This window comes from Mesorhizobium sp. M1088, from assembly GCF_040318575.1.
GTDB lineage: Bacteria > Pseudomonadota > Alphaproteobacteria > Rhizobiales > Rhizobiaceae > Mesorhizobium.
Genome location: NZ_JAMYMO010000012.1, coordinates 41,080 through 67,635, shown reverse-complemented (window position 1 = coordinate 67,635; position 26,556 = coordinate 41,080). Strand labels below are relative to the sequence as shown.

25 protein-coding genes are annotated in these 26,556 nt (G+C 61.7%); 16 read left to right on the top strand and 9 right to left on the bottom strand.

Annotated features, from left to right (window positions below; translation table 11 throughout):
* Positions 1 to 14: 14 nt before the first annotated feature.
* Both NKH49_RS17035 and NKH49_RS17030 read left to right on the top strand, forming a co-directional pair.
* Positions 15 to 359: a cupin domain-containing protein gene (locus NKH49_RS17035; protein WP_352926859.1), complete on the top strand. Its 345-nt coding sequence runs from the start codon at positions 15 to 17 to the stop codon at positions 357 to 359.
* 161 nt (positions 360 to 520) lie between these two features.
* On the top strand, positions 521 to 2,029 hold the full coding sequence (locus tag NKH49_RS17030; RefSeq protein WP_352539294.1) for an aldehyde dehydrogenase family protein: 1,509 nt from the start codon (positions 521 to 523) through the stop codon (positions 2,027 to 2,029).
* 127 nt (positions 2,030 to 2,156) lie between these two features.
* Here NKH49_RS17030 and NKH49_RS17025 read toward each other — a convergent pair whose 3' ends face one another.
* Positions 2,157 to 3,488, bottom strand: a complete 1,332-nt coding sequence (locus NKH49_RS17025; RefSeq protein ID WP_352539295.1) for a PQQ-dependent sugar dehydrogenase — start codon at positions 3,486 to 3,488, stop codon at positions 2,157 to 2,159.
* 399 nt (positions 3,489 to 3,887) lie between these two features.
* On the opposite strand from NKH49_RS17025, the gene NKH49_RS17020 reads away from it, so the two are divergent.
* On the top strand, positions 3,888 to 4,847 hold the full coding sequence (locus NKH49_RS17020) for a DMT family transporter (RefSeq protein ID WP_352926968.1): 960 nt from the start codon (positions 3,888 to 3,890) through the stop codon (positions 4,845 to 4,847).
* A gap of 68 nt (positions 4,848 to 4,915) precedes the next feature.
* On the opposite strand, the gene NKH49_RS17015 is transcribed toward NKH49_RS17020, so the two are convergent.
* Positions 4,916 to 6,112 carry an ROK family transcriptional regulator gene (locus NKH49_RS17015; protein ID WP_352926855.1) on the bottom strand — a complete coding sequence of 399 codons (1,197 nt, stop codon included), beginning with the start codon at positions 6,110 to 6,112 and terminating at the stop codon, positions 4,916 to 4,918.
* A 143-nt stretch (positions 6,113 to 6,255) separates the two neighbouring features.
* On the opposite strand from NKH49_RS17015, the gene NKH49_RS17010 reads away from it, so the two are divergent.
* The 12 genes from NKH49_RS17010 to NKH49_RS16955 all read left to right on the top strand — a co-directional run bounded on the left by NKH49_RS17010 (position 6,256) and on the right by NKH49_RS16955 (position 18,794).
* Positions 6,256 to 7,521 carry an ABC transporter substrate-binding protein gene (locus NKH49_RS17010; protein WP_352926852.1) on the top strand — a complete coding sequence of 422 codons (1,266 nt, stop codon included), beginning with the start codon at positions 6,256 to 6,258 and terminating at the stop codon, positions 7,519 to 7,521.
* A gap of 57 nt (positions 7,522 to 7,578) precedes the next feature.
* Positions 7,579 to 8,517, top strand: a complete 939-nt coding sequence (locus NKH49_RS17005) for a carbohydrate ABC transporter permease (protein WP_352466746.1) — start codon at positions 7,579 to 7,581, stop codon at positions 8,515 to 8,517.
* A complete protein-coding gene (locus NKH49_RS17000; RefSeq protein WP_352539299.1) occupies positions 8,510 to 9,412 on the top strand; it encodes a carbohydrate ABC transporter permease in 903 nt (300 codons plus the stop codon). Before NKH49_RS17005 ends, NKH49_RS17000 begins: the two co-directional genes overlap by 8 nt.
* A gap of 10 nt (positions 9,413 to 9,422) precedes the next feature.
* Positions 9,423 to 10,520 carry an ABC transporter ATP-binding protein gene (locus NKH49_RS16995; protein ID WP_352448125.1) on the top strand — a complete coding sequence of 366 codons (1,098 nt, stop codon included), beginning with the start codon at positions 9,423 to 9,425 and terminating at the stop codon, positions 10,518 to 10,520.
* Between the two features lie 4 nt (positions 10,521 to 10,524).
* Complete coding sequence (locus NKH49_RS16990; RefSeq protein WP_502907895.1) at positions 10,525 to 11,298, top strand: SDR family NAD(P)-dependent oxidoreductase; 774 nt, start codon at positions 10,525 to 10,527, stop codon at positions 11,296 to 11,298.
* Between the two features lie 37 nt (positions 11,299 to 11,335).
* On the top strand, positions 11,336 to 12,337 hold the full coding sequence (locus NKH49_RS16985; protein WP_352926846.1) for a sugar phosphate isomerase/epimerase family protein: 1,002 nt from the start codon (positions 11,336 to 11,338) through the stop codon (positions 12,335 to 12,337).
* Complete coding sequence (locus tag NKH49_RS16980; RefSeq protein ID WP_352469614.1) at positions 12,334 to 13,146, top strand: SDR family NAD(P)-dependent oxidoreductase; 813 nt, start codon at positions 12,334 to 12,336, stop codon at positions 13,144 to 13,146. Before NKH49_RS16985 ends, NKH49_RS16980 begins: the two co-directional genes overlap by 4 nt.
* 198 nt (positions 13,147 to 13,344) lie before the next feature.
* A complete protein-coding gene (locus NKH49_RS16975; protein WP_352926843.1) occupies positions 13,345 to 14,592 on the top strand; it encodes an ABC transporter substrate-binding protein in 1,248 nt (415 codons plus the stop codon).
* A gap of 4 nt (positions 14,593 to 14,596) precedes the next feature.
* A complete protein-coding gene (locus tag NKH49_RS16970; RefSeq protein WP_023675501.1) occupies positions 14,597 to 15,550 on the top strand; it encodes a carbohydrate ABC transporter permease in 954 nt (317 codons plus the stop codon).
* Positions 15,551 to 15,557: 7 nt separating this feature from the next.
* Positions 15,558 to 16,373, top strand: coding sequence for a carbohydrate ABC transporter permease (locus NKH49_RS16965; protein ID WP_023675500.1), 816 nt, complete (start codon positions 15,558 to 15,560; stop codon positions 16,371 to 16,373).
* Between the two features lie 22 nt (positions 16,374 to 16,395).
* Positions 16,396 to 17,730 carry a sulfatase family protein gene (locus tag NKH49_RS16960; RefSeq protein WP_352926840.1) on the top strand — a complete coding sequence of 445 codons (1,335 nt, stop codon included), beginning with the start codon at positions 16,396 to 16,398 and terminating at the stop codon, positions 17,728 to 17,730.
* A 68-nt stretch (positions 17,731 to 17,798) separates the two neighbouring features.
* Positions 17,799 to 18,794 (top strand): LacI family DNA-binding transcriptional regulator, encoded by a 996-nt coding sequence (locus NKH49_RS16955; RefSeq protein WP_352539305.1) that lies wholly within the window; start codon positions 17,799 to 17,801, stop codon positions 18,792 to 18,794.
* Between the two features lie 12 nt (positions 18,795 to 18,806).
* On the opposite strand, the gene NKH49_RS16950 is transcribed toward NKH49_RS16955, so the two are convergent.
* Positions 18,807 to 19,247, bottom strand: coding sequence for a DUF2267 domain-containing protein (locus NKH49_RS16950; RefSeq protein ID WP_352448133.1), 441 nt, complete (start codon positions 19,245 to 19,247; stop codon positions 18,807 to 18,809).
* A 120-nt stretch (positions 19,248 to 19,367) separates the two neighbouring features.
* Positions 19,368 to 19,697 carry a hypothetical protein gene (locus tag NKH49_RS16945; protein ID WP_352926837.1) on the bottom strand — a complete coding sequence of 110 codons (330 nt, stop codon included), beginning with the start codon at positions 19,695 to 19,697 and terminating at the stop codon, positions 19,368 to 19,370.
* A gap of 242 nt (positions 19,698 to 19,939) precedes the next feature.
* Between NKH49_RS16945 and NKH49_RS16940 the strand changes: the two genes are divergently transcribed.
* Positions 19,940 to 20,365, top strand: coding sequence for a VOC family protein (locus NKH49_RS16940; protein ID WP_352469607.1), 426 nt, complete (start codon positions 19,940 to 19,942; stop codon positions 20,363 to 20,365).
* Positions 20,366 to 20,441: 76 nt separating this feature from the next.
* Here the strand turns inward: NKH49_RS16940 and NKH49_RS16935 are convergent, their stop codons facing one another.
* The 5 genes from NKH49_RS16935 to NKH49_RS16915 form a co-directional block, all read right to left on the bottom strand.
* Entirely contained in the window at positions 20,442 to 21,638 is a 1,197-nt protein-coding gene (locus NKH49_RS16935) for a glycoside hydrolase family 172 protein (protein WP_352926835.1), read from the bottom strand.
* A gap of 24 nt (positions 21,639 to 21,662) precedes the next feature.
* Positions 21,663 to 22,505 (bottom strand): carbohydrate ABC transporter permease, encoded by an 843-nt coding sequence (locus tag NKH49_RS16930; RefSeq protein ID WP_352469604.1) that lies wholly within the window; start codon positions 22,503 to 22,505, stop codon positions 21,663 to 21,665.
* Complete coding sequence (locus tag NKH49_RS16925) at positions 22,498 to 23,424, bottom strand: carbohydrate ABC transporter permease (RefSeq protein ID WP_352926831.1); 927 nt, start codon at positions 23,422 to 23,424, stop codon at positions 22,498 to 22,500. The genes NKH49_RS16930 and NKH49_RS16925 overlap by 8 nt, the downstream gene beginning before the upstream one ends.
* A gap of 23 nt (positions 23,425 to 23,447) precedes the next feature.
* The gene (locus tag NKH49_RS16920; protein WP_352539309.1) at positions 23,448 to 24,803 is read right to left on the bottom strand and encodes an ABC transporter substrate-binding protein; all 1,356 of its coding nucleotides are present in this window, start codon (positions 24,801 to 24,803) and stop codon (positions 23,448 to 23,450) included.
* 73 nt (positions 24,804 to 24,876) lie between these two features.
* The gene (locus NKH49_RS16915) at positions 24,877 to 25,881 is read right to left on the bottom strand and encodes a LacI family DNA-binding transcriptional regulator (protein ID WP_352918183.1); all 1,005 of its coding nucleotides are present in this window, start codon (positions 25,879 to 25,881) and stop codon (positions 24,877 to 24,879) included.
* Positions 25,882 to 26,556 lie beyond the last annotated feature (675 nt).

Below are 26,556 nucleotides of genomic sequence, written 5' to 3'. Positions count from 1 at the left end.
CTGGAGCTCCCGACATGCCGACACCGATCATGAAATCGCCGCTCGCCCTCACCGACCTGGTCGACTGGGGCGTCATCCCCACCCTGATCGAGGGCGAATCCCGCACTTCCGGCAAGCTGCTGCACAAGGGGCCGGAGGGCCGCTCCGAATGCGGACTGTGGGTCTGCACGCCGGGCAAATGGCGCTGCCACGTCACCCGCGACGAGTTCTGCCATTTCCTCGAGGGATGCTGCACCTATGTCCACGAATCCGGCGAGGTGATCGAGATCGAACCGGACACCGCAGCGTTCTTTCCGCAGGACTGGAAGGGCGTCTGCACCGTCCACGAGACCATCAAGAAAGTTTACATGATCCGCTGAACCTTCTCGATAATTCTACCCTACCGGACACCTGACGCCGTTTTCTCCGCTTCCGATGCGCACGGACTTTAATGTCCGCTCCGCTTCGGTTCTCGAAAACCACGCCGCCTGTCTCGGCAGGGTGAATTCTCAAAAAGTTTCCGTGCACACGGGAGGACAGAATGGACTTTTCACCTGACCGGCCGACCTTCTTCGTCAATCCGGATTATCGGCCAATGACCGGTGCGGCAAAACCGGTGATCGATCCGGCGACGCTCGAAACCGTCGGCGCGATCACCGCAGCCAGCAACGGCGAGATCGACGCCGTGCTCACCGCAGCGACCAAGGCGCAAACGGCCTGGAAAAAGCTCGACGCCAAGAGCCGTGCCCGGCATCTGCACGCCGTCGCGAACGCCATCGAAGCGGCCGACTTCACGCGCTGCGCCGAGCTGATGGTGCACGAGATGGGCAAACCCTATCCGGAGGCGATCGGCGAGATCGCCAATTGCGCGCCGATCTTCCGCTATTACGCCGAAATGGCGCGTGACGACGCCGGCAAGATCGCCGGCACGACGCAGGCCGGTTCGTTCCAGTATGCCCGCTACGAGCCCTACGGCACGTCGGTGCACATCATGCCTTACAATTTTCCGATCCTGTTGATGTGCTGGACCGTCGCCGCCTCGCTTGCCGCCGGCAATGCCTGCGTGATCAAGCCCGCCGAAGCGACAACATTGTCGACGCTGGATTATATAACCGTGTTTCGCTCCCTGCCGGAGGGCCTGGTTTCCTGCATGCCAGGCGGAGCAGCAACGGCGCAGGCGCTGATCGCCTCGGACCGCACGCATGCGGTTGCTTTCACCGGTTCGGTCGCCGCCGGCAAGGCTGTCGCCGTCGCATGTGCAGAGCGCATGAAGCCTTGCGTCATCGAGGCCGGCGGCAGCGATCCCCTGATCATCAGCCAACACGCCCCACTGGACGTGGCGGCTGCCGGCAGCGTCACGGCTGCCTTCCATCTCACTGGCCAGGTCTGCACTTCGGCCGAACGGTTCTTCGTGGTTGATGCCGTTCACGACCGCTTCGTCGATCTGTTTGCCGAGAAAACGCGCGCGCTGCGTATCGGCAACGGCCTCGACAAAACCGAGATCGGACCGCTGGTCAGCGAGGCCGCGCGTGCGAAGGTCATCCGGCTGGTCGACGGTGCGATCCGCAGCGGTGCCAAAGCGATCACCGGCGGACGCATTCCGCCGGCACATAATGTAGGCTGGTTCTACGAGCCGACCATCCTGACCGGCATCACCGCCGATATGGCAATCGTGCGCGAAGAGTGTTTCGGGCCGGTCGCCGCAATCTGCCGGGTCAAGGATTTCAACGAGGCGATAGAGCTTGCCAACGACAGCCCCTTCGGTCTCGGCGCCTCGGTCTTCACCACCGATCTTGCCGAAGCGCATGAGGCCGCGGAGCGGCTCGAGGCCGGCATGGTCTGGGTCAACAATCCGCTGATAGACAATGACGCGTTGCCGTTCGGGGGCTGGAAGGCTTCGGGCCTCGGCCGCGAGCTCGGCCGCCAGGGTCTGGATGCATTCCGCCGCTCGAAGATGGTCATCATCGACCACAGACCGGAGATTCAGGGCTGGTGGTATCCCTATCCTGACAGCTGGTTCCGCGAGGCAGGCGGGCGCAAGCATGTTTGACACGACTATCTTCGGGCGTGCTGCTAGCTAAGTGTTTAGGATATCCGCCTCCGCCGAATGCAGCCATATCGGGCGTGGCGCTGTAGCCGAAGGCTGGTGAGATCGGAATCAGAAAGGCCACCTGCGCTCAACGGCCATTCGCCCGGCGGACCCGCCAGATGACATTACCGACGTCGTCGGCGACGAGCAGTGCGCCAGTCTGATCGATAGCGACGCCGACCGGCCTGCCCATCGCCTCGTCATTACGCCCGATGAAGCCAGTGAGCACGTCTTCCGGAGGACCGCTCGGTTTGCCACCATGGAACGGCACGAAGATGACCTTGTAGCCGCTATGCACGCTTCTATTCCACGAGCCGTGCTGGCCGACGAAGGCGCCGTTGCCGTAGGCCGGACCGAGCCGCGCGCCTTTGGAGAAGGTCAGTCCCAGCGAGGCGGTATGAGAGCCCAGGGCGTAATCGGGCTTGATCGCTGCCGCCACGAGATCGGGGCGCTGCGGCTTGACGCGTTCGTCGACGTTCTGTCCGTAGTAGCTGTAGGGCCAACCGTAGAAAGCGCCGTCACGAACCGAGGTCATGTAATCCGGCACAAGGTCGTCGCCGATCTCGTCACGCTCGTTCACGGCGACCCAAAGCTGGCCAGTCTCAGGATTCCAGGAGAGCCCGTTCGGGTTGCGCAGGCCCGAGGCGAAGACCCGAATGCGGCGGGTAGACCGATCCACTTGAAGGACAGCGGCGCGGTTCTTCTCGGCGGCTATGCCGTTTTCTCCAACGTTGCTGTTGGAACCAACGGTGACATAGAGCTTGCGTCCATCCGGAGTTGCGATCACGTCCTTGGTCCAATGATGGTTGAGGTCCCCGGCCGGCAAGTCGATGATCTTTTCCGGCGACGTGCTGACTCGGGTCTGGCCATTGGAGTAGGGGAAAGCGACGAGCGCGTCGGTATTCGCGACAAAGAGTTTGCCTTTGGACAGCGTCATGCCGAAGGGCGAATTGAGGCCTTCCGCGAACGTCGTGCGCACATCCGCAATGCCGTCGCCATCGGTGTCGCGCAGGAGCGTGATGCGGTTGGCGCTTTTGGTCGCGGCGCCAGCCCGCTTCATAGCCAGGTCCATGAAGACCTTTCTAAGACTGAAGCCTTCATCATGCTTGGCAGGGGCATTGGTTTCAGCAACCAGCACGTCGCCGTTCGGAAGCACATGTAGCCAGCGCGGATGGTCGAGGCCGGTGGCGAAGGCGTTCACCGTCAGCCCCTTCGCCGGGGTCGGCATACCTTCTTTCTGCCAGCCTTTCGCCTCCGCGATGTTAACAGTCGGGATCAGCGTCGGTCTTGGTTTCGGTAAAGTGGGGTTGGGGCCATAGCCGGTTATTGCCCCGGTTTTTTGCGCCGGAATCCCAGCGCAGCTTGCCATGACGGTGCCCAACACCGCTACGAGTACGCTTCCTCGGAAGCCGGCATGCATCGGACGTCCTCCGCATGGATCTGTGTCGCGCTCTTTGTGCAAACGGAAGTCAGTGGCTTATTCTTCCAATTGCTTCGAAACAGCGGCGCTCGTGATCCTAGGAACCAGGAATTCGCGACAGATCTGCTCTCGGTAGAAATATGGCGCGAGAAGATTGCGGCAACCGCGCGAATATCTGTCGCGCGATATGAATCTCACATTCGTGTCGCGCGAAATCGATACGGCTTGCGCTTTTCGGTATCGAGTTGCTCATGGGCCAACATGCGTTCGAATGGAAGGAGACCGTGAACGGCGGGACCCACAATGACCCACCGATTGCGCCAGCTGGTGAAACAGCTGTTGTTGCTGCTTAGCAAGACGCTGCCAATCTGCTAAAGTCTGCGGTGGGAGGAGACGGATATCCAATCGCTGCCGATAGCACATCCAAGTGTAGCGAAGGCGACACCCGGCGCATCACTTCCGCTCGCCTATTCCCTCGCGACGCTCTGCTGGCTCCTGTCGGCCGGCGTCTATATCGCCGCCAAGTGGGTTGCCCCCGAGATGCCGCCTTGGGCGCTCTGCTTCTGGCGGCTGACGCTCGCGTGCGCGATCCTGCTGCCTATCGTCCATCGTCATCACGGGGCGATGCTCGTGCTGATCCAATCCCGGGTGATCGAGGTGCTGGTCATCGGCACTATCGGACTAACCTTGTGTCAGGGCATGATCTACACGGGCCTCAACTATACCAACGCGACGACCGCCGGCATCATCATGGCGCTGTCGCCGATCATGACCATGGTGCTTGCCCGCTTCGTGCTCGGCGAGCCCCTCGGTGTCTGGAAAGCGCTTGGAGCGCTGGTCGCTCTGGCTGGGATGGTGGTGATCGTGGCGCGCGGCGACCTTGCCGCGCTGATGCAGCTGCAGTTCAATCCCGGCGAGTTGTGGATCGTCGGCAGCGCGTTTTGTTGGGGCCTCTACACCGTGCTGCTGCGTCGCGCCAAATTCGCTATCGAGCTTCTGCCGATGGTGGTCCTGCTGCTGGGAGCCGGCGCGCTGGCCGCACTGCCCTTCTATCTCTGGGAACTGTTTTCCGGGGATCGTTCGGCGCTGCATGCGAACGGCCTTCTGGCTCTCGCCTATGTTGCCGGCCCCGGCGGCGCTCTGATGTACTATCTCTACAACCGTAGCGTCGAGACGCTTGGTGCGGGGCGCGCCAGCATGCTGCTCTATCTCCAGACCGCCTTCGTCGCCGTTCTCGCTTATCTGGTCCTTGGCGAAAGCTTGCACGACTACGATCTCGCCGGCGCCGCCTTCATCATCGCCGGCCTGCTGCTCGCCACCGCGATCACGCCGAGGCAGCGCACGGTGCGTGTCGCGTAGGCAAACATCAGTTCCGCTGCTTCGGCGAGCAGCTCGCAAAATCAGAGCGCCACCCGAAGCAAGCCGGGTCACTGAAGTCGGCTGTTGTGACGCAGCACGAGGCCGACCGCGCCGAGCAATGCGTCGTTCTCCGTGTGCTTGCCAACGATTATCCGCGTGCGCAGCGCAGGCGCCACATCGCGGGACTTGATGAGCGTGTGGCGTTCATATGATGCGATCAGTGGCGCCAGGAGAATGTCGCCCGCCAAGGCCATGCGGCCGCCGATGATGATGAGCGGCGGATTGAGAACCGAACCGATCAGGCCAAGGCCACGGCCGGCGAACTCGGCGGTGTCCTCGATCATCCGCAGCGCCCTCACGTCGCCCTGCTCGGCCATCATGATCACGTCGTCCATCGTGACCGGCCGCCGCACGATGCGCGAAATCTGCTCGAGCGGTCGGGCAAAGCTGGCATAGAGCTCCAGGCATCCTCGATTGCCGCACCGGCAAAGGTCGCCGCCGGGATCGATGCTGATGTGCCCGAATTCGCCGGCGCCGCCGGCGATGCCGCTCACCAGCCGACCGTGGTGGACAATGGCCCCGCCGACGCCCAGATCGACCTTGAACAGCACGAAATCGTCCTGGCCGACGGCCGCACCCCACATCAGCTCGGCAATGGCCGAGCAGTTGCTCTCATTGTCGGCGAAGATCGGCTGTTCAAGGACCGGCCCGAACACATCGCGGATGTTGACCCCGGCCCAGGTCGGAACGATACTCGCGCGCAGCACCACTCCTTCGCGGCTGACTGGGCCCGAGACGGAGACCCCAACCCCCAGGAGCCCCGCCATCGGCAGACCGTTCTCTTCGTAGCATCGGGCAATTACTGACTTGGCGAGCTGGGCCGCCTGTTGCGGCTGGTAGTCCAGACCCATGGGGATAGTTTGTTCGGCAACGAAAGAATGCGAGACGTCGGCGACGACGCACCGCATCTCGTCGAGGCCCAGATGGATGCCGACGCAGGTGCCCGCAGCGGGATTGAGCGTCAATGTCGTGGCAGGCCTGCCGATACCCCTCGCCGCGTCATGATGGGCCGAGGATTCGATCACCATCCCGGACTTTCTCAAGCCGTTGAGCGCGGTCGAAACCGTCGACCGCGCCAAACCGGTAATGCGGGTAATTTGCGACGCAGAAAGCGCGCCGCGCTCGCGCAGGCATCGGACGATCAGGCTCTCCGGCGACGCGGACGGCCTGTCGATCAGCCAATTTCTAAGCGAAGGTTTGTTCATGATGAGCACAAAGGACGTTGACTGATAGCCCAGATATGTCATCTTGGAAAGAACGGAGATTACTGCATCTCGCCGGCCACGACCTCAAATCGCGGGCCACAAGCGGTCGATACGAACCGTGCATCATATAGGGGAGTGAAACGATGAAATACCTGAGGACGGCCTTTGCGGCCGCTACCGCCTTCACCTTGATTACCGGAACAGCCCTCGCGGAGCCGAAGACCAACCTCTTGCATCAATGGGCCACCGGATCGGACGCCCAGGCTATCGCCAAGCTCGGCGAGATGTTTACCGCCAAGGGTGGCATCTGGCAGCAGACCTCCATCGCAGGCCATACGGCCAATACCCTGGCCAAACTGCGTGCTGACGTGATCGCCGGCAACGCACCTCCCGCTGTGCAGCTAAAGGGCCCCGAGATCGCCGAATGGAACGAGACGGGCATGACAGCCAATCTCGACGACCTGGCGAAAGCGGAAAATTGGGAGAAGGTCGTCGCTCCCGAATTGCTGCCGGTGATGAAGCCGACCGGGAATTGGGTGGCCGCGCCGATGAACATCCACCGCATCAACTGGCTGTGGGCATCGCCGAAGGTCATGAAGGACGCGGGCGTCACCGAGATGCCGAAGACATGGGCGGAATTCAATGCCGCCTGCGACAAGATCGTGGCCAGCGGCAAGATCTGCATTTCGCACTCGACCGCCGACTGGACCGACTCGACCGTCTTCGAAGTGGTCGTGTACGGTCAGGACCTCGATCTCTACAAGAAAGCCTTCGTCGAGGGCGACGTCGACGCCATGCGCAGCGACGGCATGGTCAAGGCCTTCGAGCAGTTCCGCACCATGACCTCGAAGTACATGGACCCCGGCATGAACGGGCGTGACTGGGATACCATGTCGCATCTGGTCGGCCGCGGCGAGGCCGCCTTTCACATCATGGGCGACTGGACGATCGGCCTGCTGACGGCCGGCGGCTTCAAGGAGGGCACCGACTATGTCTGCGCCCAGGCGCCGACCGATTGGGGCAAGCCGGGCTTCATCCTGAATTCAGATTCGGTCGTGTTCTTCAAGCAGAAGGACCCGGACTATATCGAGGGACAGAAGCTGCTTGCCAGCATCATCCTGTCGCCCGAATTCCAGACCATTTTCAATCAGACCAAAGGGTCCATTCCGGCGCGCCTCGATGTCGATCTTTCGAACGGCTTCAATCCCTGCCAGCAACTCTCGCAAAAGGATTTGCAAGCCTCGATCGCCGCCGGCACGCTCGTGCGTTCGATGGCGCACAACATGACGGTTCCGCAAAAGGTCCGCGGCGCAATAATGGATAGCATCACGGAGTTTGTAGCAACGCCGGATATGAGTGCGCAGGACGCGGCCAATGCGATGGCGGATGCGGCCGAAGCGCAGAAGTGACGCTGCCGATGATGGCCGGGGGCGAAGCTCCCGGCCAGACCTCGCCGGAGCAGCCCGATGTCCACCCATGATCTGATTGTACCAGCCGCAGCTGCCGCGGCCCGTCCGTGGCGCGAGCGCCTGGGCACGATGGTGCCCATTCTGGTGCTGGCGCCGTCGATAGCGGCGAGTTTCATCTATGTTTTCGTCTTCACGCTCTGGACGCTCTACATCTCGCTGTCCAATTCGTCGCTGTTGCCGACCTATGGGTTCGTCGGCCTGGACAATTACGCTTCGCTCTGGGCAAACCGGCGCTGGAACATCGCCTATACCAATCTCTTCCTGTTCAGCGGCTTCTATATCGTTGGCTCGATGGCCGTTGGCCTGCTGCTCGCGATCGCGATCGACCAGCGCGTCCGCGGCGAGGCGGTTTGGCGCACCATCTTCCTCTATCCGTTGGCGGTGTCCTTCATCGTCACCGGTACGGTGTGGAGTTGGCTCTATAATCCTGTCGACGGTATCCAGGCCTTCGTTCGCGGGCTTGGCTGGACCGACTTCAGCTTCGCCCTGACGGCCAACCGCAACACTGCGATCTATGCGGTGATCATAACCGGTATCTGGCAGTCGTCCGGCTTCGCAATGGCACTTTTCCTGGCCGGTCTGCGGTCGGTCGATCCGGATCTCGTCAAGGCCGCGCAAATCGACGGCGCGTCGGTTTTCCGGACCTATCGGAGGGTCATCCTGCCAACCATCGCTCCGATATTCCTGGCGGTGGCGGTCATTCAGATACAATTCGCCATCAAGACCTTCGACCTGGTGGCGGCGTTGACGCGGGGCGGGCCAGGTGTGTCCACCACCTTCCCAGCCATCTATGTCTACGACCTGATGTTCCAGCGCGGCCAAATCGGTGAGGGTGCCGCCGCGGCGATGATGATGCTCGCGGCGGTCGCGGTGGTGCTGGTGCCGTACTCCTTGTGGATCGTCTGGCGCCGGCGGGCGGAGGGCCGCAATGGCTGAAATTGGCCCTAATGCCCGTTTTGATCCGGAAGAAGCCGCTGCCACGCGCCGGCATTTCTGGAGCCGCTTCCTTGTCTATGCCGTGCTGACGCTTTTCGCGGTCGTCTATCTCGTGCCGCTACTGGTGGTGATCTTCAACTCATTGCGCGAGCAGTCGGAGATTGCCCGCAACGGCCTCATCTCCGTACCGCGCAGCTTCCGGTTCGATGCGTGGGCGCAGGCCTGGGGATCCTACTGCGTCAGCGGTACCTGCGAGGGAATGAAGCGCAATTTCTTCAACTCACTGGCCATGACGATCCCCGCCACCATCATCTCGACCATTCTCGGCGCCATGAACGGCTACATCCTCTCCAAATGGCGCTTCAGGGGCTCCGAACTGATCTTCAATCTGATGCTGCTCGGCGTATTCATGCCCGGCCAGATTTCGTTGATGCCGTGGGCGTTCCTGCTCGGCAAGCTCGGCCTGACCAATTCCACATACGGGCTGGTGTTGATCCACGTCGTCCAGGGCATCTCGTTCACCACCCTGTTCTGCCGCAATTTCTACGTCAGCATACCGGACGACCTGATCAAGGCGGCACGCATCGACGGCGCCGGGTTCTGGCGGATCTTCCGCAAGATCATCCTGCCCCTGTCGCCGCCCATCCTGATCGTCACCGTCATCTGGCAGTTCACCGGCATCTGGAACGAGTATCTGTTCGGCGTCGTCTTCACATCGGGCCAGCAGCAGCCGATCACAGCGGCACTGGTCGCGCTCACGGCCGGCGGCACGACCGCGCGTGCTTACGATGTGATGAGCGCAGCCGTGCTGATCGGCGCGTTGCCTCCGCTGCTGATCTATCTGTTTGGTGGAAAATACTTCGTGCGCGGCCTCACCCAGGGCGCCATAAAATGAGGCGTCGCCCATGTCCGCGTTGATGATCCGCAACCTTCACAAGAGCTACGGCTCGCTCGAGATTCTTGCCGGCATCGATCTCGAGGCTAAGACCGGAGAATTCGTCGCCCTTGTCGGCCCGTCGGGTTGCGGCAAGTCAACCTTGCTCGCCATGATCGCCGGACTGGAAACCGTCACGTCGGGCGAGATATGGATCGGCGACCGGCTGGTGAACTCGGTGCAACCCAAGGACCGCGATATTGCGATGGTGTTCCAGTCATACGCTCTCTATCCCACCATGACGGTGCGCCAGAACATCACCTTCGGCATGGAGAGCCGCGGCGTGCCAAAAGCGGCGCAGGCGGAAGCTGTCCAGCGGGTTACCGCACTCCTGCAGATCGAACAGCTGCTTAAACGCAAGCCCGGCCAGCTCTCGGGAGGCCAGCGGCAGCGCGTTGCGATGGGGCGTGCCCTCGTGCGCGACCCGAAGCTGTTTCTGTTCGACGAGCCCTTGTCCAACCTCGACGCCAAGCTGCGCGTCGACATGCGTACCGAAATCAAGAAGCTTCACCATCGCGTCGGCAAGACCACGGTGTATGTCACCCATGATCAGGTCGAGGCGATGACGCTTGCATCCCGCATTGCGGTGATGAACCAGGGCTCGGTACAGCAGTTCGACACGCCGAAACGGATCTACGACCGGCCGACCAACATGTTCGTTGCCGGTTTCATGGGATCGCCGGCGATGAATTTCATTCCCGCCCGGCTTACGGGCTCGACCAGCATCTCGGTACGCGCCGCTGACGGCAGCGACGTCAGCCTTGCCCTTGCCGCGCCGATGCCCGCCGGCGCGCCAAAGGACGTCGTGCTCGGTATCCGGCCGGAACACATCTACCGTTTCACGACCGATCTGAAGTCGCGCAAACCTGCTGTAGCGTCCATGCAGGCGCCGGTCGAATTGGTCGAGCCTACCGGGGCCGAGACGCTTGCCGTGCTCAGGCTGGGTGACCTGGAGATCACCGGCCGTTTCGAGCCGGATGACGCTCCCGTCATGGGCGAGACGATAACGCTCGGCATCGACATGTCGCGCGCCTGTCTGTTCGATCCAACAACCAAGGCGCTTCTGTAGTTTGATGTCCGTACAATTCGCGACTTATCCAAGCTTGACCGATCGGGTCGTGCTGATCTCCGGCGGCGCCTCCGGTATTGGCGCCGATATGGTCCGCGCCTTCGTGGCGAACGGCGCCCGGATAGCCTTTCTCGATGTGCAGGACGAACCAGCGGAGGCGTTGGTGCGCGAGCTCGCTGGTGCCGCCGGGCCGGCTCCGTTATATCTCCATTGCGATGTGACCGACGTCGATGCGCTGAAGGCGTCGGTAGCACGCGTACGCGCGCGGCTTGGTCCGGTCGCCGTCCTGGTGAATAACGCAGCCAATGATCAGCGCCATCCCCTCGACGCGATAACGGCCGACTATTGGGACCGCAGCTTCGATGTCAATCTGAGGCATCACTTCTTCGCCGCGCAGGCAGTGCATCCGCATATGAAGGAACTCGGCTTCGGCTCGATCATAAACTTCTCCTCCATTGCCTGGCGGTTCGGAGCGGACCAGATGGTGGCCTATGCCACCGCCAAGGGGGCCGTGGTGGCGCTGACGCGTGCGTTGGCGCGGTCGTTCGGACCGGATAACATCCGCGTCAATGCGATCGAACCCGGCGCCGTCATGACCGAGCGGCAGCGCGAGCTGTGGTTCAAGACGCGGGAGGCAGTCGACCAGACGGTGCAGCGGCAATTGATCCGCCGCGTCCTTCTGGGCGAGGAGATTGCACGCACGGTGCTCTTCCTGGCAGCCGACGACAGCCGCATGATCACCAAACAGTCCATTACCGTCGATGCCGGTCTGCGCTAGTGACGCCTCTCCGCTCTCCATTGGAACCGCCAAGCTGATGCTTCGTCTCGGCCTCAACCCCTACGGACTGACCTATCATCTCGGACTGCAGGGCCGCGGCACGCCGCGGCACAATCCGCACGGCGCGGGGCTGGAAGGCTTCATCACGCTGGGGCAGGAACTGGGCGCACGCACGCTCGAGATCTACGAACCCTGGTTGACCGACTTGACTGACGCCGAAATCGTCGCGCTGCGCAGGCGTCTTGCCGCGCTGGACATCGTCCCGGTGGTGAGCGGCGGACTGCTGGTGGCAGGTCCGCTGGACACCGCCTTCCGGGCTGCGCGCCTGCTCGAGGCGACGACGATCCGTATCGCACTGACGCCTGTCCTGTGCGGCGACCGCAATGCGTGGGGTCCGAAATGGAGCGAGTTCAACGCAACGATTCGCGCTGCCTTGACGGAATGGGGGCCGCGTGCGGCGGCCGAGGGACGCGTGCTCGGCATCGAGAACCATCAGGACTTCGGCAGCGACGAACTGGTTGCCTTCTGCGAACTTGGCGGGCCGGGTGTCGGCATCACCTACGACACCGGCAACACCTTTCCTGTCGGCGAGGCGCCGCTTGCCTTCACGCGCCGGATCGCGCCCCATGTCCGCCACGTTCACCTCAAGGACTATCGCGTCCAGTTCACGGATGAGGGCTACCGCCTGGTCCGCTGCGCGATCGGCGACGGCGCCGTGCCTTTCGCCGAACTGGCAGCCATCCTTGGCGAGCACCACGACACGCTGACGGCGGTGCTTGAGCCCGGCGCGCTGGAGGCCCGTCACGTTCGCTGTCTCACCGACGACTGGTGGAACGGATATGCGCCGAAGACCGCCCGCGAATTCGCGGCCTGCCTGAGTGCTGCGCGCCTGAACCGCCTTGCGGACGACGCCGACTACCGCACGCCATGGGAGCGCGATGATGACGGTGCGCTCGTTTCGTACGAACTCGACATGATCCGGCGCAGCGCCGCCAACATGATGAAATTCGATTTCATTGCAATGGAGAAATCAGCATGACTGCCCGAGAACTCAGCGGCCTGACCGCCTTCGTCACCGGCTCGGGACGCGGCCTCGGCCGCGTGATGGCCGACCGCTTGGCCGAACTTGGCGCAAACGTCGCGGTCCACGACCTCGATTGGGCCCGGCCATCCCAATATGGCGAATTCGCGGACCTCGGCGACTCTGCCAGGGGCTTGGAGAAGCACGGGACGCGCATCACCGCGGTCACCGGCAACATCGGCGACAAGCAAGCTGTCGCGGAAATGAAGAAGAAGATCGAGGCGGAGCTCGGCGATGTGCACGTCTTGGTAAACTGCGCCGGCGGCGACATCGGCGCCAAGGGCATAAAGCCCAATCCCAACAACGCACTGGACATCGACTACGAAGACATCAAGGTTCTAACCGAGAACAACCTCATCGGCACGATGCTGGTCTGCCAGGCATTCGTTCCGCCGATGGTCAAGCGTGGCTCAGGCTCGGTGATCAACATCGCCTCGGCGGCAGCGCATATCGGATGTTCGCCCGAGGTGGTCTACTCGACGCTCAAGGCGGCTGTCGTCCATTATACGCGCTGCCTCGCCAAGGAACTGATCGACGATGGCGTACGCGTCAATGCGGTGAGCCCCGGCGCCACCAAGACGGCACGGTTCCAGGCGAGCCGCGTGGTCGATCCGCAGCGCATGGATTCGAGCAAGAAATCGCTGAACCGGTACGCGGAGCCTGAAGAGATCGCCGAAGCGGTGGCCTTCCTAGCCGGTCCGCGCGCGCGCTTCATCAACGGGCAGGTAATCCGAGTCGATGGCGGTTTCACGATCTTTCCAGGTTAGGCCGCCATCGTCCATACCGGGTACCGGAAGCAACTTCGCCATCGCGCGCTGCAGATAGCTCCGCCCGAGTTCGGCCAGAACTATGCACTGCATTACAGTCGGAGCTTGACAAAAACTGCGGTATGGCGGGTATATTAATCGAATAATATGACGCCATCCATTGTGAGGAAGGCGGGGCAAACCAGGGAGGAGACCAAGATGAGCCGCTACAAGTCAGTCGGATTCCTGCACGGTGTGGTTTTAGGCGTGGCCCTGACGACCGTGACTGCGGCCCATGCCGAGACCTTGACGCTCTATTGGAACGCCGGCCACGCCTATCAAGCTTATGCCGATGCAATAGCAAAGTTCGAGGCCGATCATCCCGGATGGTCGGTGCAGTGGGAGAAATTCCAGTGGCCGGATATGCGCACCAAGCTGGTGGCGGATTTTGCGGCGAAGAGCGCGCCCGATCTCGTCGCCGAACCCGGCGGCTGGGTGCAGGAATTCGGCCAGCGGAATCTGCTGCGGCCGCTGAACGACTTCATCGAACAAGACGGCAAGGCGATCGGCTATCCCGACGACTGGCAAGCCTATTCCGTCGAGCGCAACAAACTCGGCGACCAGTACTATGGCGTCCAGATCCACCTCACCTGCGCCGCCCTCGTGTACAACGTCGATATGCTTAAGCAGGCGGGCTTCGACGCGCCGCCTGCGACCTGGGAGGAGTTCCTGAAGGTTGCCAAGGCGACGACGACCGGCGCCCGCTTCGGCTTCGCTCCCAACCCGAGCATCGGATATTATTCGTCGTGGCTGCTGCAGAACGGCGTAAGCTATTACGATCCCAAGACAAACAAGGTCAATCTCGACAGTCCTGAGGCGATCGAAGCGATCCAGTTCCTCGCCGACCTGATCCACAAGGAAAAAGCAGCGACCAAGCCGGCGGCGGGTGCTGACTATGAGGGTCCGCAAAAGCTGTTCACGGCCAACCGGGTCGCAATGATCATAACCGGTCCGTGGGACGTGAAGCCGATCCGCTCGGGCAACCCGAAGCTCAACTGGGCGGTTGCGCCATCACTCAAGCACAAGGTGCAGGCGACGTTCGCGGGCGGCGTCAGCGTGATGATCCCTAAGGACGCCAAGCACCCGAAGGAGGCCTGGGAGTTGTTGAAGCGGCTCGTCGCGCTCGACACGGAACTAGCGGCTACCAAGGAAGCGGGCATGACGATGCCGCGCAAATCCTGGGCCAACAACGCCGAGGTTCAGGCCGATCCGGTCATCGGCAGCTTCAGCAAATGCCTGCCTTACGCGCAAGACGTCACCGCCGAGCTGCGCCTCACCGGCAAGCACGCGCGAATCGAGAAGCTTCTGCAAAGTGCGCTCGAGGATATCATCTACAATCAGAAGCCAGCAGCCGAGATCATGCCGAAATTCGCGGCCGAGGCCAACATCATCCTGGCCAACAACTAGGCCGATGTTTATCAGCGGCAGCACCGATACGGCCGATACGGACATTCGCGTCGGCGCGATGCCGACCCGGCGAGCTGCCCGCTTCAGCCGGCGCACCAGACAAACGCTTCTCGCTTACCTGCTGCTGTCGCCAGCAATCCTCTATTTCTCGGTCTATTTCTTCTATCCGATAGGACTGGAGTTTTGGGCGAGCCTGTACAGCGGCCAGCCGCTGATCGGCGAGAGCCGATTCGCCGGACTGGACAACTACGTTGCTGCGCTCGGCGACGCGCGCGTTCGGCAGTCGCTCTTCGTGACGCTGGCCTTCGCGATAGGCGTCACCGCGGCCAGCATCGCCATTGGCCTCGGACTGGCGGTCGTGCTCAACCGGCCGATCCCGGGGCGCACTCTGATCCGCGCAATCATCTTCTTTCCCTACATCACCTCCTTCGTGATCGTCGCGTTGATGTGGCAGGCAATTCTCGATCCCTACACTGGCATCTTGAACAGCTTCCTTGCCGAGCTTGGGCTGCCGACCCAGAATTGGCTCGGCGACACCTCGACCGCGCTGCCGACCCTCATCGCCATCACGGTCTGGAAGGATGTCGGCTATGCCATGCTGATCTACCTCTCCGCGTTGCAGTCGATCCCGTCCGACTTCTATGATGCCGCATCCATCGACGGCGCCACGCCGACGCAGCAATTCCGCTATCTGACCTGGCCGTTGTTGACGCCGACCACGCTGTTCATCGCGGTCGTCAGCACGATCAGCCAACTGCAGGAGCTGGCGCCGGCCTACCTGATAACCAAGGGCGGACCGGCCGACGCGACGCGGTTCTTCAGCCTGCACGTGTTCGAGGCAGCCTTCTTCGAACTCAACATCGGCTACGCCTCGGCGCTGTCTTTCCTGATGTTCCTGCTGATCCTGGCCATCACCTTCGTTCAGTTCCGCCTGCTCAACCGCGAAACCACCTATTGAGGTTGGCATGACATTCGCAAAAACGCTCCCGTCCTACCTACTGCTGCTCTTCTGCGTGGCGCTGTCGATCTTTCCGTTCCTCTACATGCTTTCGCTGTCGCTGCAGAGCGATGCCGACGTCTTCAGTGGCATTCCGATTCTGATCCCCGAGACGTGGCAATTCACGAATTACATCGACATCTGGCAGAAGGCGCCGTTCGCGCGTTTCACGCTCAACAGCTTCATCATCGCCGGCGGGATTACCTTCCTCCATCTGATCTTCGATCCGTTGATCGGCTACGTCTTCGCGAAGATGGAATTCGCCGGTAAGCGCGTCATGTTTGTCGCGGTGCTGTCTACGCTGATGATCCCATTCTTCATCCGCATGATCCCGCTCTATGTGCTCACCGCGCGGATGGGATGGCTCAACACCTATCAGGGCCTTATCCTTCCATTCGCCATGAGCGCCTATGGAATCTTCCTGATGCGGCAGTTCATCCGTCCGATTCCCGACGAGTTGCTTGACGCTGCACGGATGGACGGCTGCTCGGAACTCGGCCTTTACTGGCGCATCGTGCTGCCGCAGGTCCGTCCGGCACTGGCGACGCTGGCCCTCCTCACCTTCGTGTTCCAGTGGAACGAATTCCTCTGGCCGCTGGTCGCCGTCAACACCACCGAAATGCGGCCGATCACGACGGGACTGACGCTTTTCAACCAGGAATTCTTCACCCAGTGGAACCTGACGGCGACGGGCGGGATCATTCTCTTCATCCCGAGCCTGCTGCTGTTCCTCTTCACGCAGCGCTACTTCGTCCGCAGCGTGATGCTGGCAGGCATGAAATGACCATTCGGAGCCATTGCACCCTATGACGTCCCGCCGACCGAACGTAATCGTCTTCTTCACCGACCAGCAGCGTTGGGACACCGTTGGCGTCCATGGCAATCCGCTCGAGCTTACGCCAAATTTCGACCGCCTCGCCGGGACCGGCACGTTCGTGGCAAATTCGTTTACCTGCCAGCCCGTTTGCGGACCCGCCCGCTCCGTATTCCAGACGGGGCGGTACCCGACCATCACCGGCTGCTACCGCAACGACATCCCACTGCCGAAGAGCGAGCGCACGCTCGCGCATCATTTCACCGCGGCAGGTTATGACACCGCCTACATCGGCAAGTGGCACCTGGGGTCCGCCGAGCCGGTCACCCAGGAACAACGCGGCGGCTATCGCTACTGGCTGGCCTCCAACATCCTGGAGTTCACTTCCGGCCCCTTCGACACCGTCGTCCACGACAATGACGGCAAGGCGGTGAAGCTGCCGGGATACCGCGTCGATGCCCTAACCGACGCTGCAATCCGCTATGTCGCATCGAGGGAAGACGAGCCGTTCTTTCTATTCCTGTCCTTCCTCGAGCCGCATCACCAGAACCAGACGGACAACTACCCTGCCCCGCTCGGATACGAGGACAGGATCCGCAAGAAGCTCGCCATTCCCGGCGATCTCGCCGCACTTGGCGGCACGACAGCGGAACATTTCCCCGGCTATCTGGGCATGGTCGCACGCCTCGACGAGGCGTTTGGACGGCTGATCGAGGCGCTCTACAGCCTTGGCCGGCTTGACGACACGATCATCCTCTTCACCTCCGACCACGGATGTCACTTCAAGACCCGCAACAACGAATACAAGCGTTCCTGTCATGAGGCGTCGATCCGCGTGCCGACGCTATTCCACGGCCCCGGCTTCCAGCGCATCGGCACTTATGAAGGCCTGGTCAGCCTCGTCGATCTCGCGCCGACCCTGCTCGCCGCGGCCGGCCTGAAAGTGCCCAATTCGATGCAGGGCGTCTCGCTGCTCGACGCACTGCAGGGCGAACGGCCGCCGCGCGACGAGATATTCATTCAAATCAGCGAGCACCATGTCGGCCGCGCCTTGCGCACCAGACGGTGGAAATATGAGGTCGAGGCACCGGGAAAAGACGGCTGGCGGGATTCCGGCAGCGATTTCTATGTCGAGGCGAGGCTCTACGACCTCGATGCCGATCCAAACGAACTAACCAATCTCATAGCTTCGCCCAATCACGCAGAGACGCGTGCATGGCTGCGAGGCCGCATCGTTGCCCTGATGGAGGAGGCCGGCGAGGCAAGGCCCGAGATCCTTGCCGCCGGGCATGGAAGCTGGAATGAAATCCGGCTGAGCGACAGCTGATCATGTCACGTCGCGCAGCGGATCCAACAATGCACGAGAGAAGTCCCGATCGCAGAAAGGCGCCGACCATGGCCGATGTCGCCCGGCGCGCCAATGTATCGACCGCTGCCGTGTCCTACCTGCTCAGCGGCGACAGCACGCGCCTGAAGTTCGTCGGCAAGGAGGCGCGGCAGCGCATCCTCGAGGCCGTCGCTGAGCTCAACTATGTGCAAAACCGCACCGCGCGGCAGCTGCGCCGCCAGCAGGCCGAGCGAATCTGCCTTGTACTGCCTCGTCTCGGCGTGCCGTTCAGCGACCGGATCGCGCAGGATATCCAATCTGGAGCGGCGCTGAGGGGATTTTCGACAATTATCACCGCGGGAGACACGTTCGAACGAACCGACCGGATCGTGAGGGAAATCGAGAGCGGGCTGGCAGACGGCATTATCGCCGACTGGCAGCATCTCTCCGAGCCCGAGGTGATGCTTTTGGCCGCGCGCCTGGCGGCCGCGGGCCGGCCAGCGGTGATCTTCCATCCGACCATCGAGCCGGCAGGCTTCTCGGTTGTGCGCCAGCATACCGGCAGGGCCGTCTTCGAGGCACTCGACTACCTCTACCGAGCCGGCCATCGCTGCATCGCCTATATGGTGCATGAGCAAGCGGTGGACGGGAGCCGTCTCGCCGCCTATCGCAGCTTCCTGCAAGCACGCGGCCTTCCGCTGCGAGACGACCTGGTGATCGGCGGTGCAGAGGCGCGCAAGGCTGCGTTTGCCAATGCTACGGCGCTGGCCGCCCGCGCGGATCGGCCGACCGCGCTTTTCGTCGAATCCGATCTTGCCGCCGTGACCGCCCTGCACGCATTCGAGGAGGCCGGCCTCTCCGTGCCCGGCGACATTGCAGTCATCGGCTGCGGCAATATCGACGAGGGCGAATTCAGTCATCCGGCATTGACGACAATCGGCCCCGAAACTGCCCACTACGACCATCTTGCCGATCATCTGATCTCATTGATCTCGGCAACACCGGGCGCAATACCTACCCTTTTCAGCGTTTCGTGGCAGTTGGTCCGTCGCGCGTCCGCATGAGCAGGATCGCCGCTATTTGACGCCCACGCTTTCAGGCCAGAGGACCTGGATTTCCTTTGGCAGCGCATCCCGCACCTTTGCCGACTGGCCAAGGTCGATATGCCGTGCAAGCACACGCAGCACAGAGCGTGCCGCATCCTCGGGATCGACAGGACGGGTCGATTTCAATTCATCGGCGATGTGTTGCAGGAATTTCTCGAGCGAGCGTGTCTTGTCGGGCATGTCGGCGGGCCGATAGCGATCATAGTAGGCGCCGCGCACGAGCAGCGGCAGTTCCGCTCCCAATTTGGCCGCCAGTCCGATCTGCAGCCTGTCGCGAAGGGTTCGCAGAACGGCGCCCAATGTATGCCAGGCGACGTGTCGATCCGGACCAAGATCCGCCATGATCTCGTCAAGCCAGATGTTTGTTATTTGCAGCGTTTTGTCGAAAACGTCCAAGCCGGTTGCGCTCATCGTCGCCTCCTCGAAAGGTTCTGCGGGCGAAACGGCGACCGGAGATTATTGTTTCGTGGTCCTGTGAAAATCGTCCTGGCAAAGCGGCGGAAACCGGTTCGGTCGGAGAGCCTGTCGGCGTCAGATCTGCTCGACACTCTGCATCTGCTGGATTTCGGCGATCTGTCGGAAGCGGCCGTTTTCCACCCCGTTGAGTGCAGTCACAGCGGCCAGATTGTCACCCTTTTCATCCCACCGAACGGGCTCGCGATAAGCGATTCCCTTGAAACGGATATTGTGCACCGCCGCCAGAACGTCGCGCCGGCTCGGATGTCCCTTGGATACAGTGCTGGCGTCTTTGATCGCGGCAAGGAGAAGGCAGGCCGAATCGTAGGCGTTCGCGGCATAATTGCGCTTCGGCTTCGCCGTCCGACGATCTCGCCGGCTTCGGCGAGCGTCGCTTCCAAGCAATCCCTTCGCGCGTCAACGACGCCCGTTCAACCTTCCCACAGTTGTATTCGGCGCCTGCGTTCCGATCATTAAAGTCGGCCTTGCTGATCCGAAAGGTGGTTGTCCTCCGCCTAACTGAGCTTGTGCTCATCGGTTCCGAACGCCGTCTCAGCAATGAGACCAGTCATCACGTTGCCCGAGCCCGGGTATCTCTTGACTGACTGAGCGGCCCGCGCCGACAATGGCATTGGGAAGATGGCGGGATGGCGCCCACGGTGTTCGGCACCACTTGGCGATCAAGCTGCGAAAGGGCTGTCATGGATTGGAAGCTGGAGCTGGTCCCGGTCCCCGTATCGGACGTCGATAGAGCAATTGCCTTTTATGTTGGGAAGGTCGGCTTTCATCTCGATCACGACCACACCGTAAGCGACGAGATACGTTTCGTGCAATTGACGCCGCCCGGTTCGGCCTGTTCGATTGCCATGGGCAAGGGCCTCGTCGACAGCCCCCCGGGATCCATAAGGGGCCTGCAACTCGTCGTGCCCGATATCGATGAGGCTCACCGGTACCTGGCCGCTCAAGGTATCGAGGTCAGCGATATCAAGGATTTTCCCTGGGGCAGATTTGTCTTCTTTGAGGATCCCGACGGCAACACCTGGTCTGTCCAGCAACTTCCACCTCGCAGCTGAGGCGGCACGCTGCGGCAGGGTCGTGCCCCGACACAGATAGCGCGGGATGCACGGTTCAATTCGAACGCATCCCGGCCTAACGCCTCTTCTCGTCGAAGGCGGCATTCCAATTGTGATAAGGCGCGCGATAGGTGGGGATGCGGTCCTCGACATCGACAAGCGCTTCGAACGGTTTGTGCGGTTCGGCCTGATACCAGAAGGCGACCGACGAAATGTCGTCCGAGCGGCGATTGGCGTGACCGTGCTCGATGGTCACCCGGATGCGTTTGTGGAAGATGACCGGGTCCTCTATGTGCCAGCGATAGAGCGTAACCGGCTCGGTCCAGTTCGGCCCGCCGGCGGCGATGATGCCGTGATAGGGCGCGCTGTAGTCCTGTGTCGGGCACCATGCCGTATTGAAATAATCTTCCGTGCCGGTGCCGTGCAGCGTCGGCGGCCAGGCATCGTTGGCGCCGGGGCCGGTCTCGCCGCGATCGTCGATCAGTTCGGCCTTCGGTCCGATGCGCGGATCGGGCTTGCGCACTGTATCCGGCACGGAAATGCCCGGCTCGCCATCGACGAAGATCATGTCGTCGCCCTCGCCATACCAGTCCCATAGTGCGGAACGCCGCCGCGAATAGACGGAATAGAGTACGCCGACATAGTGGCCATGACCTTCCGCCTCCAGGATGGTGTAGTTGCCGTTCCCGTCGGTGTTTTCCCCGCCAAACAGGACCTGCTCGTTGGCCAACCCCGTCTCGTCTATGCCGTCAGGTCGCTGCTGACTGTATTGGGCGTGGAAGCGGCCCAGGCCTTCCTCGAGTTCCTCATGCAGTTCGAGATCGACATAGTAATAGAAAAGCAGGTCGTCCTCAGCTTCATTGGCGACGGTGAAGCGCATGTGGCTGGCAAACGGCATCGGAAAGTAGCAGTTGAAGGCCTTGCCATCCTCGGGGCTTGCCTGCAGCGGCAGGCTGGCAAAATTGCGGGTGCGGGCATGCCCCATGCCGAAGAAATCACCGATCGGCGTTTCGATGCTCGGATACTCCTCGCCATCCCAGTAAGCGCGCAGCACGATCTTGCGCAGGAAGTCCTCACTCTTGCAGGCGAGCGTCGCCCAGATATGCGTGACAATGCCGGCACCGTCATGCTCGGCAATCACCACCGTCTGGCCGGGTTCAACATGCAGCCGGTCGTCATTGCCGCCGGTGCGGTCGTAGCTCGAGAACCGGCGGGTTTTGGCGTCGCGCAATTTGGCGAGCCCGCGAAGCGGCGACAAGCCGGCATTATCCATGTGTTTCTCCTCTTGCTTCAGCGGTTATTTCAGGCCGCTTGTCTTGATCGATTCCATGATCTGGCGTTGGAAGATCACGAAAAGAACCAGCATCGGCACGGCGACGATGGTCGAGGCGGCCATGACGTAGTTCCAGGCGGCGGCGTACTGGCTCTTGAAGTTCGCAATGGCTACCTGCACCACCCAGAGATCGAGGTCCGATGTGATCGTCAACGGCCATAGGAAAGCATTCCAGTTGGCGAGGAAGAACAGGATCGCCAGTGCCGACAGGATCGGCCGGCTGAGCGGCAGGATGATGCTCCAATAGATGCGCCAGTAGCCGGCACCATCCATGATCGCCGCTTCTTCCAGTTCCCTGGGCAGCGACAGGTAGTATTGCCTGAGCAGAAAGATGCCGAACGCGTTGAAGATCGCCGGAATGATCAGCCCGGCATAGCTGTCCAGCATGTGCAGCATCCGCGTCAGGATGAACAGCGGCACGATGATTACCGGCAGCGACACCAGAAAGGTCGAGAACATGGCGAGGAACAGCGTGTCGCGGCCCGGAAAACGCAGCCGTGCGAGCGAATAGCCGGCCATCGAATGAAAGAACAGCGCGGCGACCGTCACCGTCGCCGACACGAAGAACGAATTGAAGAGATAGCGCAGGAACGGCACCTCGGTCAGCACATAGAGGAAATTGCCGAGCGTCGGGCGTTCCGGAATGAGGCTCGGCGTGAAGACGTCGCTCGCCGGCTTGAGCGAGATGACCAGCATCCAGACAAGCGGGAATACCGTCATCAGGCCAAGTGCGGCGGTTGCCAGCATCCAGGCAAGTCTCGCCGCTCGTATCTGCGAACGGCCGGAAGGAGTTCGGCCGTCAGTCATGCTCGAAACGTCCGCCGCGCGTCAGCACGAAGAAGAAGACCGTGACCAGCATCAGCGCCAGCACCAGCAGCGATGCCATTGCCGATGCATAGCCGAACGCGCCGAACTGGAATGCCTGCTTGTAGATGTAGATGATCAGCACCGAGGTCGAATTGACCGGACCGCCTTTGGTCATCACATAGATCAGGTCGAAGACCTGGCCGCCGGCGACAGCCGCGACGAGCGAGACCAGGAGGACGAAGAAGTTGGTCGGCTTGAGCAGGGGCAAAGTAATGTACCAGAAGCTTGTCACCGGCCCGGCACCGTCGATCTTTGCGGCTTCGTAGTACTCTGCCGGGATGTCCTGGAGCCCGCCGAGGAAGATCAGCATGTAGAAACCCATCAGGAACCAGACGCTGACCAGCACCAGCGTGAACAGCGCCAGATTTGGATCGCCGAGCAGCGAAATTCCGCCGAGGCCGACGAGCGGCGCCAGCCGGCTGACGATGCCGACCTTTTCGACCAGCATGAGCTGCCACACGAGCGCCACCACGACCAGGCTGACCATCTGCGGCGCAAAGAACATCGAGCGCATGACCGCGTTGAAGCGGTTGGTCTTCTGCACCAGAAGCGCCAGTCCCAGTCCGGCGACGTAGAGCGCCGGCACCAGCATGACGGCATAAGCTACCGTCACCTTCACGGACGACCAGAACAGCGGGTCGCCCCACATGCGCCTGTAATTGCCGAACCCGACGAACCTGTAGCCGCCGAAGCCGTTGACCTCGAAGAACCCGACGGCGAGCGACAGCAGCATCGGCACGCCGACGAACACCAGCAGGCCAACCGCATCGGGCAGGACGAACAGCCATGCGGCGCAGCGCTCCCTTTGCTTGGCGGTGAGGCCGCGGGCGGAATTCGCGCCCGCGGCTGGCGGTTTCATCTGATCCATGCTGGAAAGGGGGCCTAAAGGATCGGCGCGCCGGAATAGGAAGCGAGGAACGCATCGAGTTGCTGACTGGCCGTCGTCGCCGCCTGCTGGGCATCAACCCCGCCAAGCTGTGCCGACTGGATGGCGTCGGAGATGATCTTGTAGGCCTCCGGCGGAACCCGCGGCTCGGCGCGCGTCCCCGGATGGATCTCCTTGGCGAAGGTGCCGAACTTGCCGGTGCTGAAGACATCGGCGCCGGCCTTCAGCGCGCTGTTGCGCGGCGGCATGTCGCTCTTGGCGACAGTGCACCAGTTGACGACCCGGTCGATCGATGCCGGATCCATTGAGGCCAGCGCCCAGGCGCAGAACTGGGCGGAAGCATCCGGGTTCTTGCCTCCGGCATTCGCGACAAAGGCCCAGCCACCGCCGACGGTGACGTATTTGCCATTGGCCGGTGTCGGCAATTTGAAGATGCCGTAGGGCACGTCCTTGGCGTTGTTGTCCATCGCCGAAATGCCCCAGATGCCGCAGTTCTGCATGGCGCACAGCCCTGCCCCGAGATTGGCGACTATGTCGAAACCACCGCCGACCACTTGACGCGGCGCCACGCCGGTATTGATGGCATCCTGCCAGAGTTTCAGCGCCTGGACGGTGGCCGGCGAATCGAAGGCGCTCTTGCCGTCCTTGCCCTGGAATTCGCCGCCGCCCTGCCACAGGAACGGATACCAGGTGAAGTTCTGGTAATAGCCGGGAGTCGTTTCGAACAGCACGCCGTAGCGACTGGGCGTCGTCAGCTTTTTGGCGACCGCCAACAGCTCGTCCCAGGTCTTCGGCACGTCGTTCTCGTTGAGCTTTGCATCCTCGAAGGCTTTGACCGAATAGTAGAAGGCCATCGGCTCGACTTCCATCGGCACACCGTAGATCTTGCCGTCCACCATGCGGTTGGCGATGACGCTTTCCGGGAAATCGGCTTTGGCGGCATCCTCGATATGCGGCGTCAGGTCGGCAAGCACGCCGCCATTGTAATAACGCAGGAAATCGCCGGGGCTGATGAGGAAGATGTCAGGACCCTCGCCCGACGCGAAGGCCGTTGCCAGCTTGGAACCGGAGATGTACTCGCTGTTGACGACATATTCGAGCTCGACCTTCTGGTCGTGGCCGTCGTTCCAGTCGGCCACCAGCTTCTCGAACCACTGGACCTGCGGCTTCACGTCTCCGCCAGGCGCATAGAACTGCCAGAATTTCAGCGGCGCTTCCTGAGCGCGCACGGCCATCCTGTTGATGAACGGGAAGCCTGTGAGGCCGGCGGCAGCGAAAGTGGCGCCGCCCTGGATCAGCCGACGGCGATTCAGGCTGGCCAATGGCCGGTCGCGGGTCGTTTTGTCAGTCATCAATTCCTCCCTTGGATGTTGTTCGGTCGAACGTTGGCGAAGGGACCTCCGTTCCCTTTGCCGGCATCTGGCGTCACGCGCTGTCGAATGGGCTCAACGCGCATGGGATCACTTCGGTGCGCGGCGCGCCCTCGACTTTGCCGCCCAGCCGTTCGAGCAGCATTTCCGTGGCGCGCTTGGCAAGCATTGTCGGACTGTTGCCGACACAGGTCAGCTTCGGCCTGACATATTCCAGTTGAGGCAGGTCATCGAAGACTGCGATGGCGATATCCTGAGGGATATTGATCCCATGGTCGTAGAATTCGGTCAGCGCACCGGAGGCCATCAGATAATTGGCGAAGAACATCGCCGACGGCAGGTTTCCGCCGTGCTTCTCCCTGAGCCAGGTGACCGCTTCCCGCCCTGACGGGGCAAGATAGCTTCCCTCGAACCGCAGATCGGCGGAGATTGGCACGCCATTGTCGGCGAGCCCTTTTTCGAAACCGGCGGCGCGCGCCATCGCCTCCTTGAAAAAGGATGGCCCGGTGACATGGGCGACGCGGCGATGGCCCCTCTTCGCCAGATACTCGCCCATCAGATAGCCGCCGCCGAAATCGTCCAGCTGGACGCTGTCGACAGCATGGTTCGGCAGATGGCCGATGAAGACGGCGGGCAGATCGAGGCTGAGCAGTTCGCTGTGCATGCCGTGCAGCGCGAAGTCGGCAACGATGACGCCGTCGACCCGCTTGCGACCGATCTGGCGCAAATACTCGCGGCCGTGATCCTGTGAATGTCCGCCCGGCACGTCGGTGTTGAAGATCAGCATGTCGAGGCCGACCACTTCGAGCGTCGACTGCGCCGTTTTCACCAGCTCCGGATAGAACGGGTTGCGGATGTCCGGGATCAGCATCGCGATAATGTTGGTACGGCCGGTGCGCAGGCTCTGCGCCTGCGGGTTCGGGGTGTAGCCGAGTTCGTCGATCGCCGCTTGTACGCGCTCACGCAGCGATTTCGATACCCGGTCCGCATGGTTGATGACATGCGACACGGTCGTGCGCGACACGCCCGCTCGCGTGGCAACTTTGGAAATCGTGCTCATGGTGACAGGCTATGGGCACTTGAATGCATTTGCAAATCGATTTTACCGATGTCTCGCAAACTAGGGCCATCAGGCGATTATACAAATGCCAAAAGAAAAGGCCGGGTTGTTAAGCCCGGCCAAGTGTGAAGGTCTATAACCTCCAGAGGGGAACGCGCCGGACGCAATGGGAGGAGACATCCGACGCAATTCGCATATGGGTCTGCATTGGTGGCGTTTCAACGATGCGGCAGTAGACCAACGGCGTTGCTGCCATAGAGCCAGAAACGCAAAGCATTCGAAGGGGCGGTGGATCGCAGCTGCCAGTTGGACACAAAGGTCGCCGAATGCAGGGCAGGCTCCTGGCATAGGGACTTCAGTCTGTAAGCCTATCGACCAAGGACCCGCACAGCCAAACTTTGGTCCGAGGCTGCTATCGCAAAAGCCCGAAATGCGAGAGTTTCAGGAACTGAGTTCCGAGGAGCCCCGTTGCGATGCCGACTGTTACAGGAGGCCGCCATGGACCCGAGCATTCACCAGGCACGTTGGCTGCTTTTTCCGTTATTTGGCCTGTGTTTCGGGGTCGCGGCCATTGGATTTATTGTTGGCTGACGGTGGAAGTCGGCGCTACCGCGGAGAGACGCAACCAAAGGAAGGCAAAAGACTTGCGCAGTAAATAGTCCCTTCCTGCGCTAG

Coding starts and splice junctions, on each gene's coding strand:
- NKH49_RS17035 (WP_352926859.1), top strand. CDS start 15: ATGCCGACACCGATCATGAAATCGCCGCTCGCCCTCACCGACCTGGTC.
- NKH49_RS17030 (WP_352539294.1), top strand. CDS start 521: ATGGACTTTTCACCTGACCGGCCGACCTTCTTCGTCAATCCGGATTAT.
- NKH49_RS17025 (WP_352539295.1), bottom strand. CDS start 3,488: ATGCATGCCGGCTTCCGAGGAAGCGTACTCGTAGCGGTGTTGGGCACC.
- NKH49_RS17015 (WP_352926855.1), bottom strand. CDS start 6,112: ATGAACAAACCTTCGCTTAGAAATTGGCTGATCGACAGGCCGTCCGCG.
- NKH49_RS17010 (WP_352926852.1), top strand. CDS start 6,256: ATGAAATACCTGAGGACGGCCTTTGCGGCCGCTACCGCCTTCACCTTG.
- NKH49_RS17005 (WP_352466746.1), top strand. CDS start 7,579: ATGTCCACCCATGATCTGATTGTACCAGCCGCAGCTGCCGCGGCCCGT.
- NKH49_RS17000 (WP_352539299.1), top strand. CDS start 8,510: ATGGCTGAAATTGGCCCTAATGCCCGTTTTGATCCGGAAGAAGCCGCT.
- NKH49_RS16995 (WP_352448125.1), top strand. CDS start 9,423: ATGTCCGCGTTGATGATCCGCAACCTTCACAAGAGCTACGGCTCGCTC.
- NKH49_RS16990 (WP_502907895.1), top strand. CDS start 10,525: ATGTCCGTACAATTCGCGACTTATCCAAGCTTGACCGATCGGGTCGTG.
- NKH49_RS16985 (WP_352926846.1), top strand. CDS start 11,336: ATGCTTCGTCTCGGCCTCAACCCCTACGGACTGACCTATCATCTCGGA.
- NKH49_RS16980 (WP_352469614.1), top strand. CDS start 12,334: ATGACTGCCCGAGAACTCAGCGGCCTGACCGCCTTCGTCACCGGCTCG.
- NKH49_RS16975 (WP_352926843.1), top strand. CDS start 13,345: ATGAGCCGCTACAAGTCAGTCGGATTCCTGCACGGTGTGGTTTTAGGC.
- NKH49_RS16970 (WP_023675501.1), top strand. CDS start 14,597: ATGTTTATCAGCGGCAGCACCGATACGGCCGATACGGACATTCGCGTC.
- NKH49_RS16965 (WP_023675500.1), top strand. CDS start 15,558: ATGACATTCGCAAAAACGCTCCCGTCCTACCTACTGCTGCTCTTCTGC.
- NKH49_RS16960 (WP_352926840.1), top strand. CDS start 16,396: ATGACGTCCCGCCGACCGAACGTAATCGTCTTCTTCACCGACCAGCAG.
- NKH49_RS16955 (WP_352539305.1), top strand. CDS start 17,799: ATGGCCGATGTCGCCCGGCGCGCCAATGTATCGACCGCTGCCGTGTCC.
- NKH49_RS16950 (WP_352448133.1), bottom strand. CDS start 19,247: ATGAGCGCAACCGGCTTGGACGTTTTCGACAAAACGCTGCAAATAACA.
- NKH49_RS16940 (WP_352469607.1), top strand. CDS start 19,940: ATGGCGCCCACGGTGTTCGGCACCACTTGGCGATCAAGCTGCGAAAGG.
- NKH49_RS16935 (WP_352926835.1), bottom strand. CDS start 21,638: ATGGATAATGCCGGCTTGTCGCCGCTTCGCGGGCTCGCCAAATTGCGC.
- NKH49_RS16930 (WP_352469604.1), bottom strand. CDS start 22,505: ATGACTGACGGCCGAACTCCTTCCGGCCGTTCGCAGATACGAGCGGCG.
- NKH49_RS16925 (WP_352926831.1), bottom strand. CDS start 23,424: ATGAAACCGCCAGCCGCGGGCGCGAATTCCGCCCGCGGCCTCACCGCC.
- NKH49_RS16920 (WP_352539309.1), bottom strand. CDS start 24,803: ATGACTGACAAAACGACCCGCGACCGGCCATTGGCCAGCCTGAATCGC.
- NKH49_RS16915 (WP_352918183.1), bottom strand. CDS start 25,881: ATGAGCACGATTTCCAAAGTTGCCACGCGAGCGGGCGTGTCGCGCACG.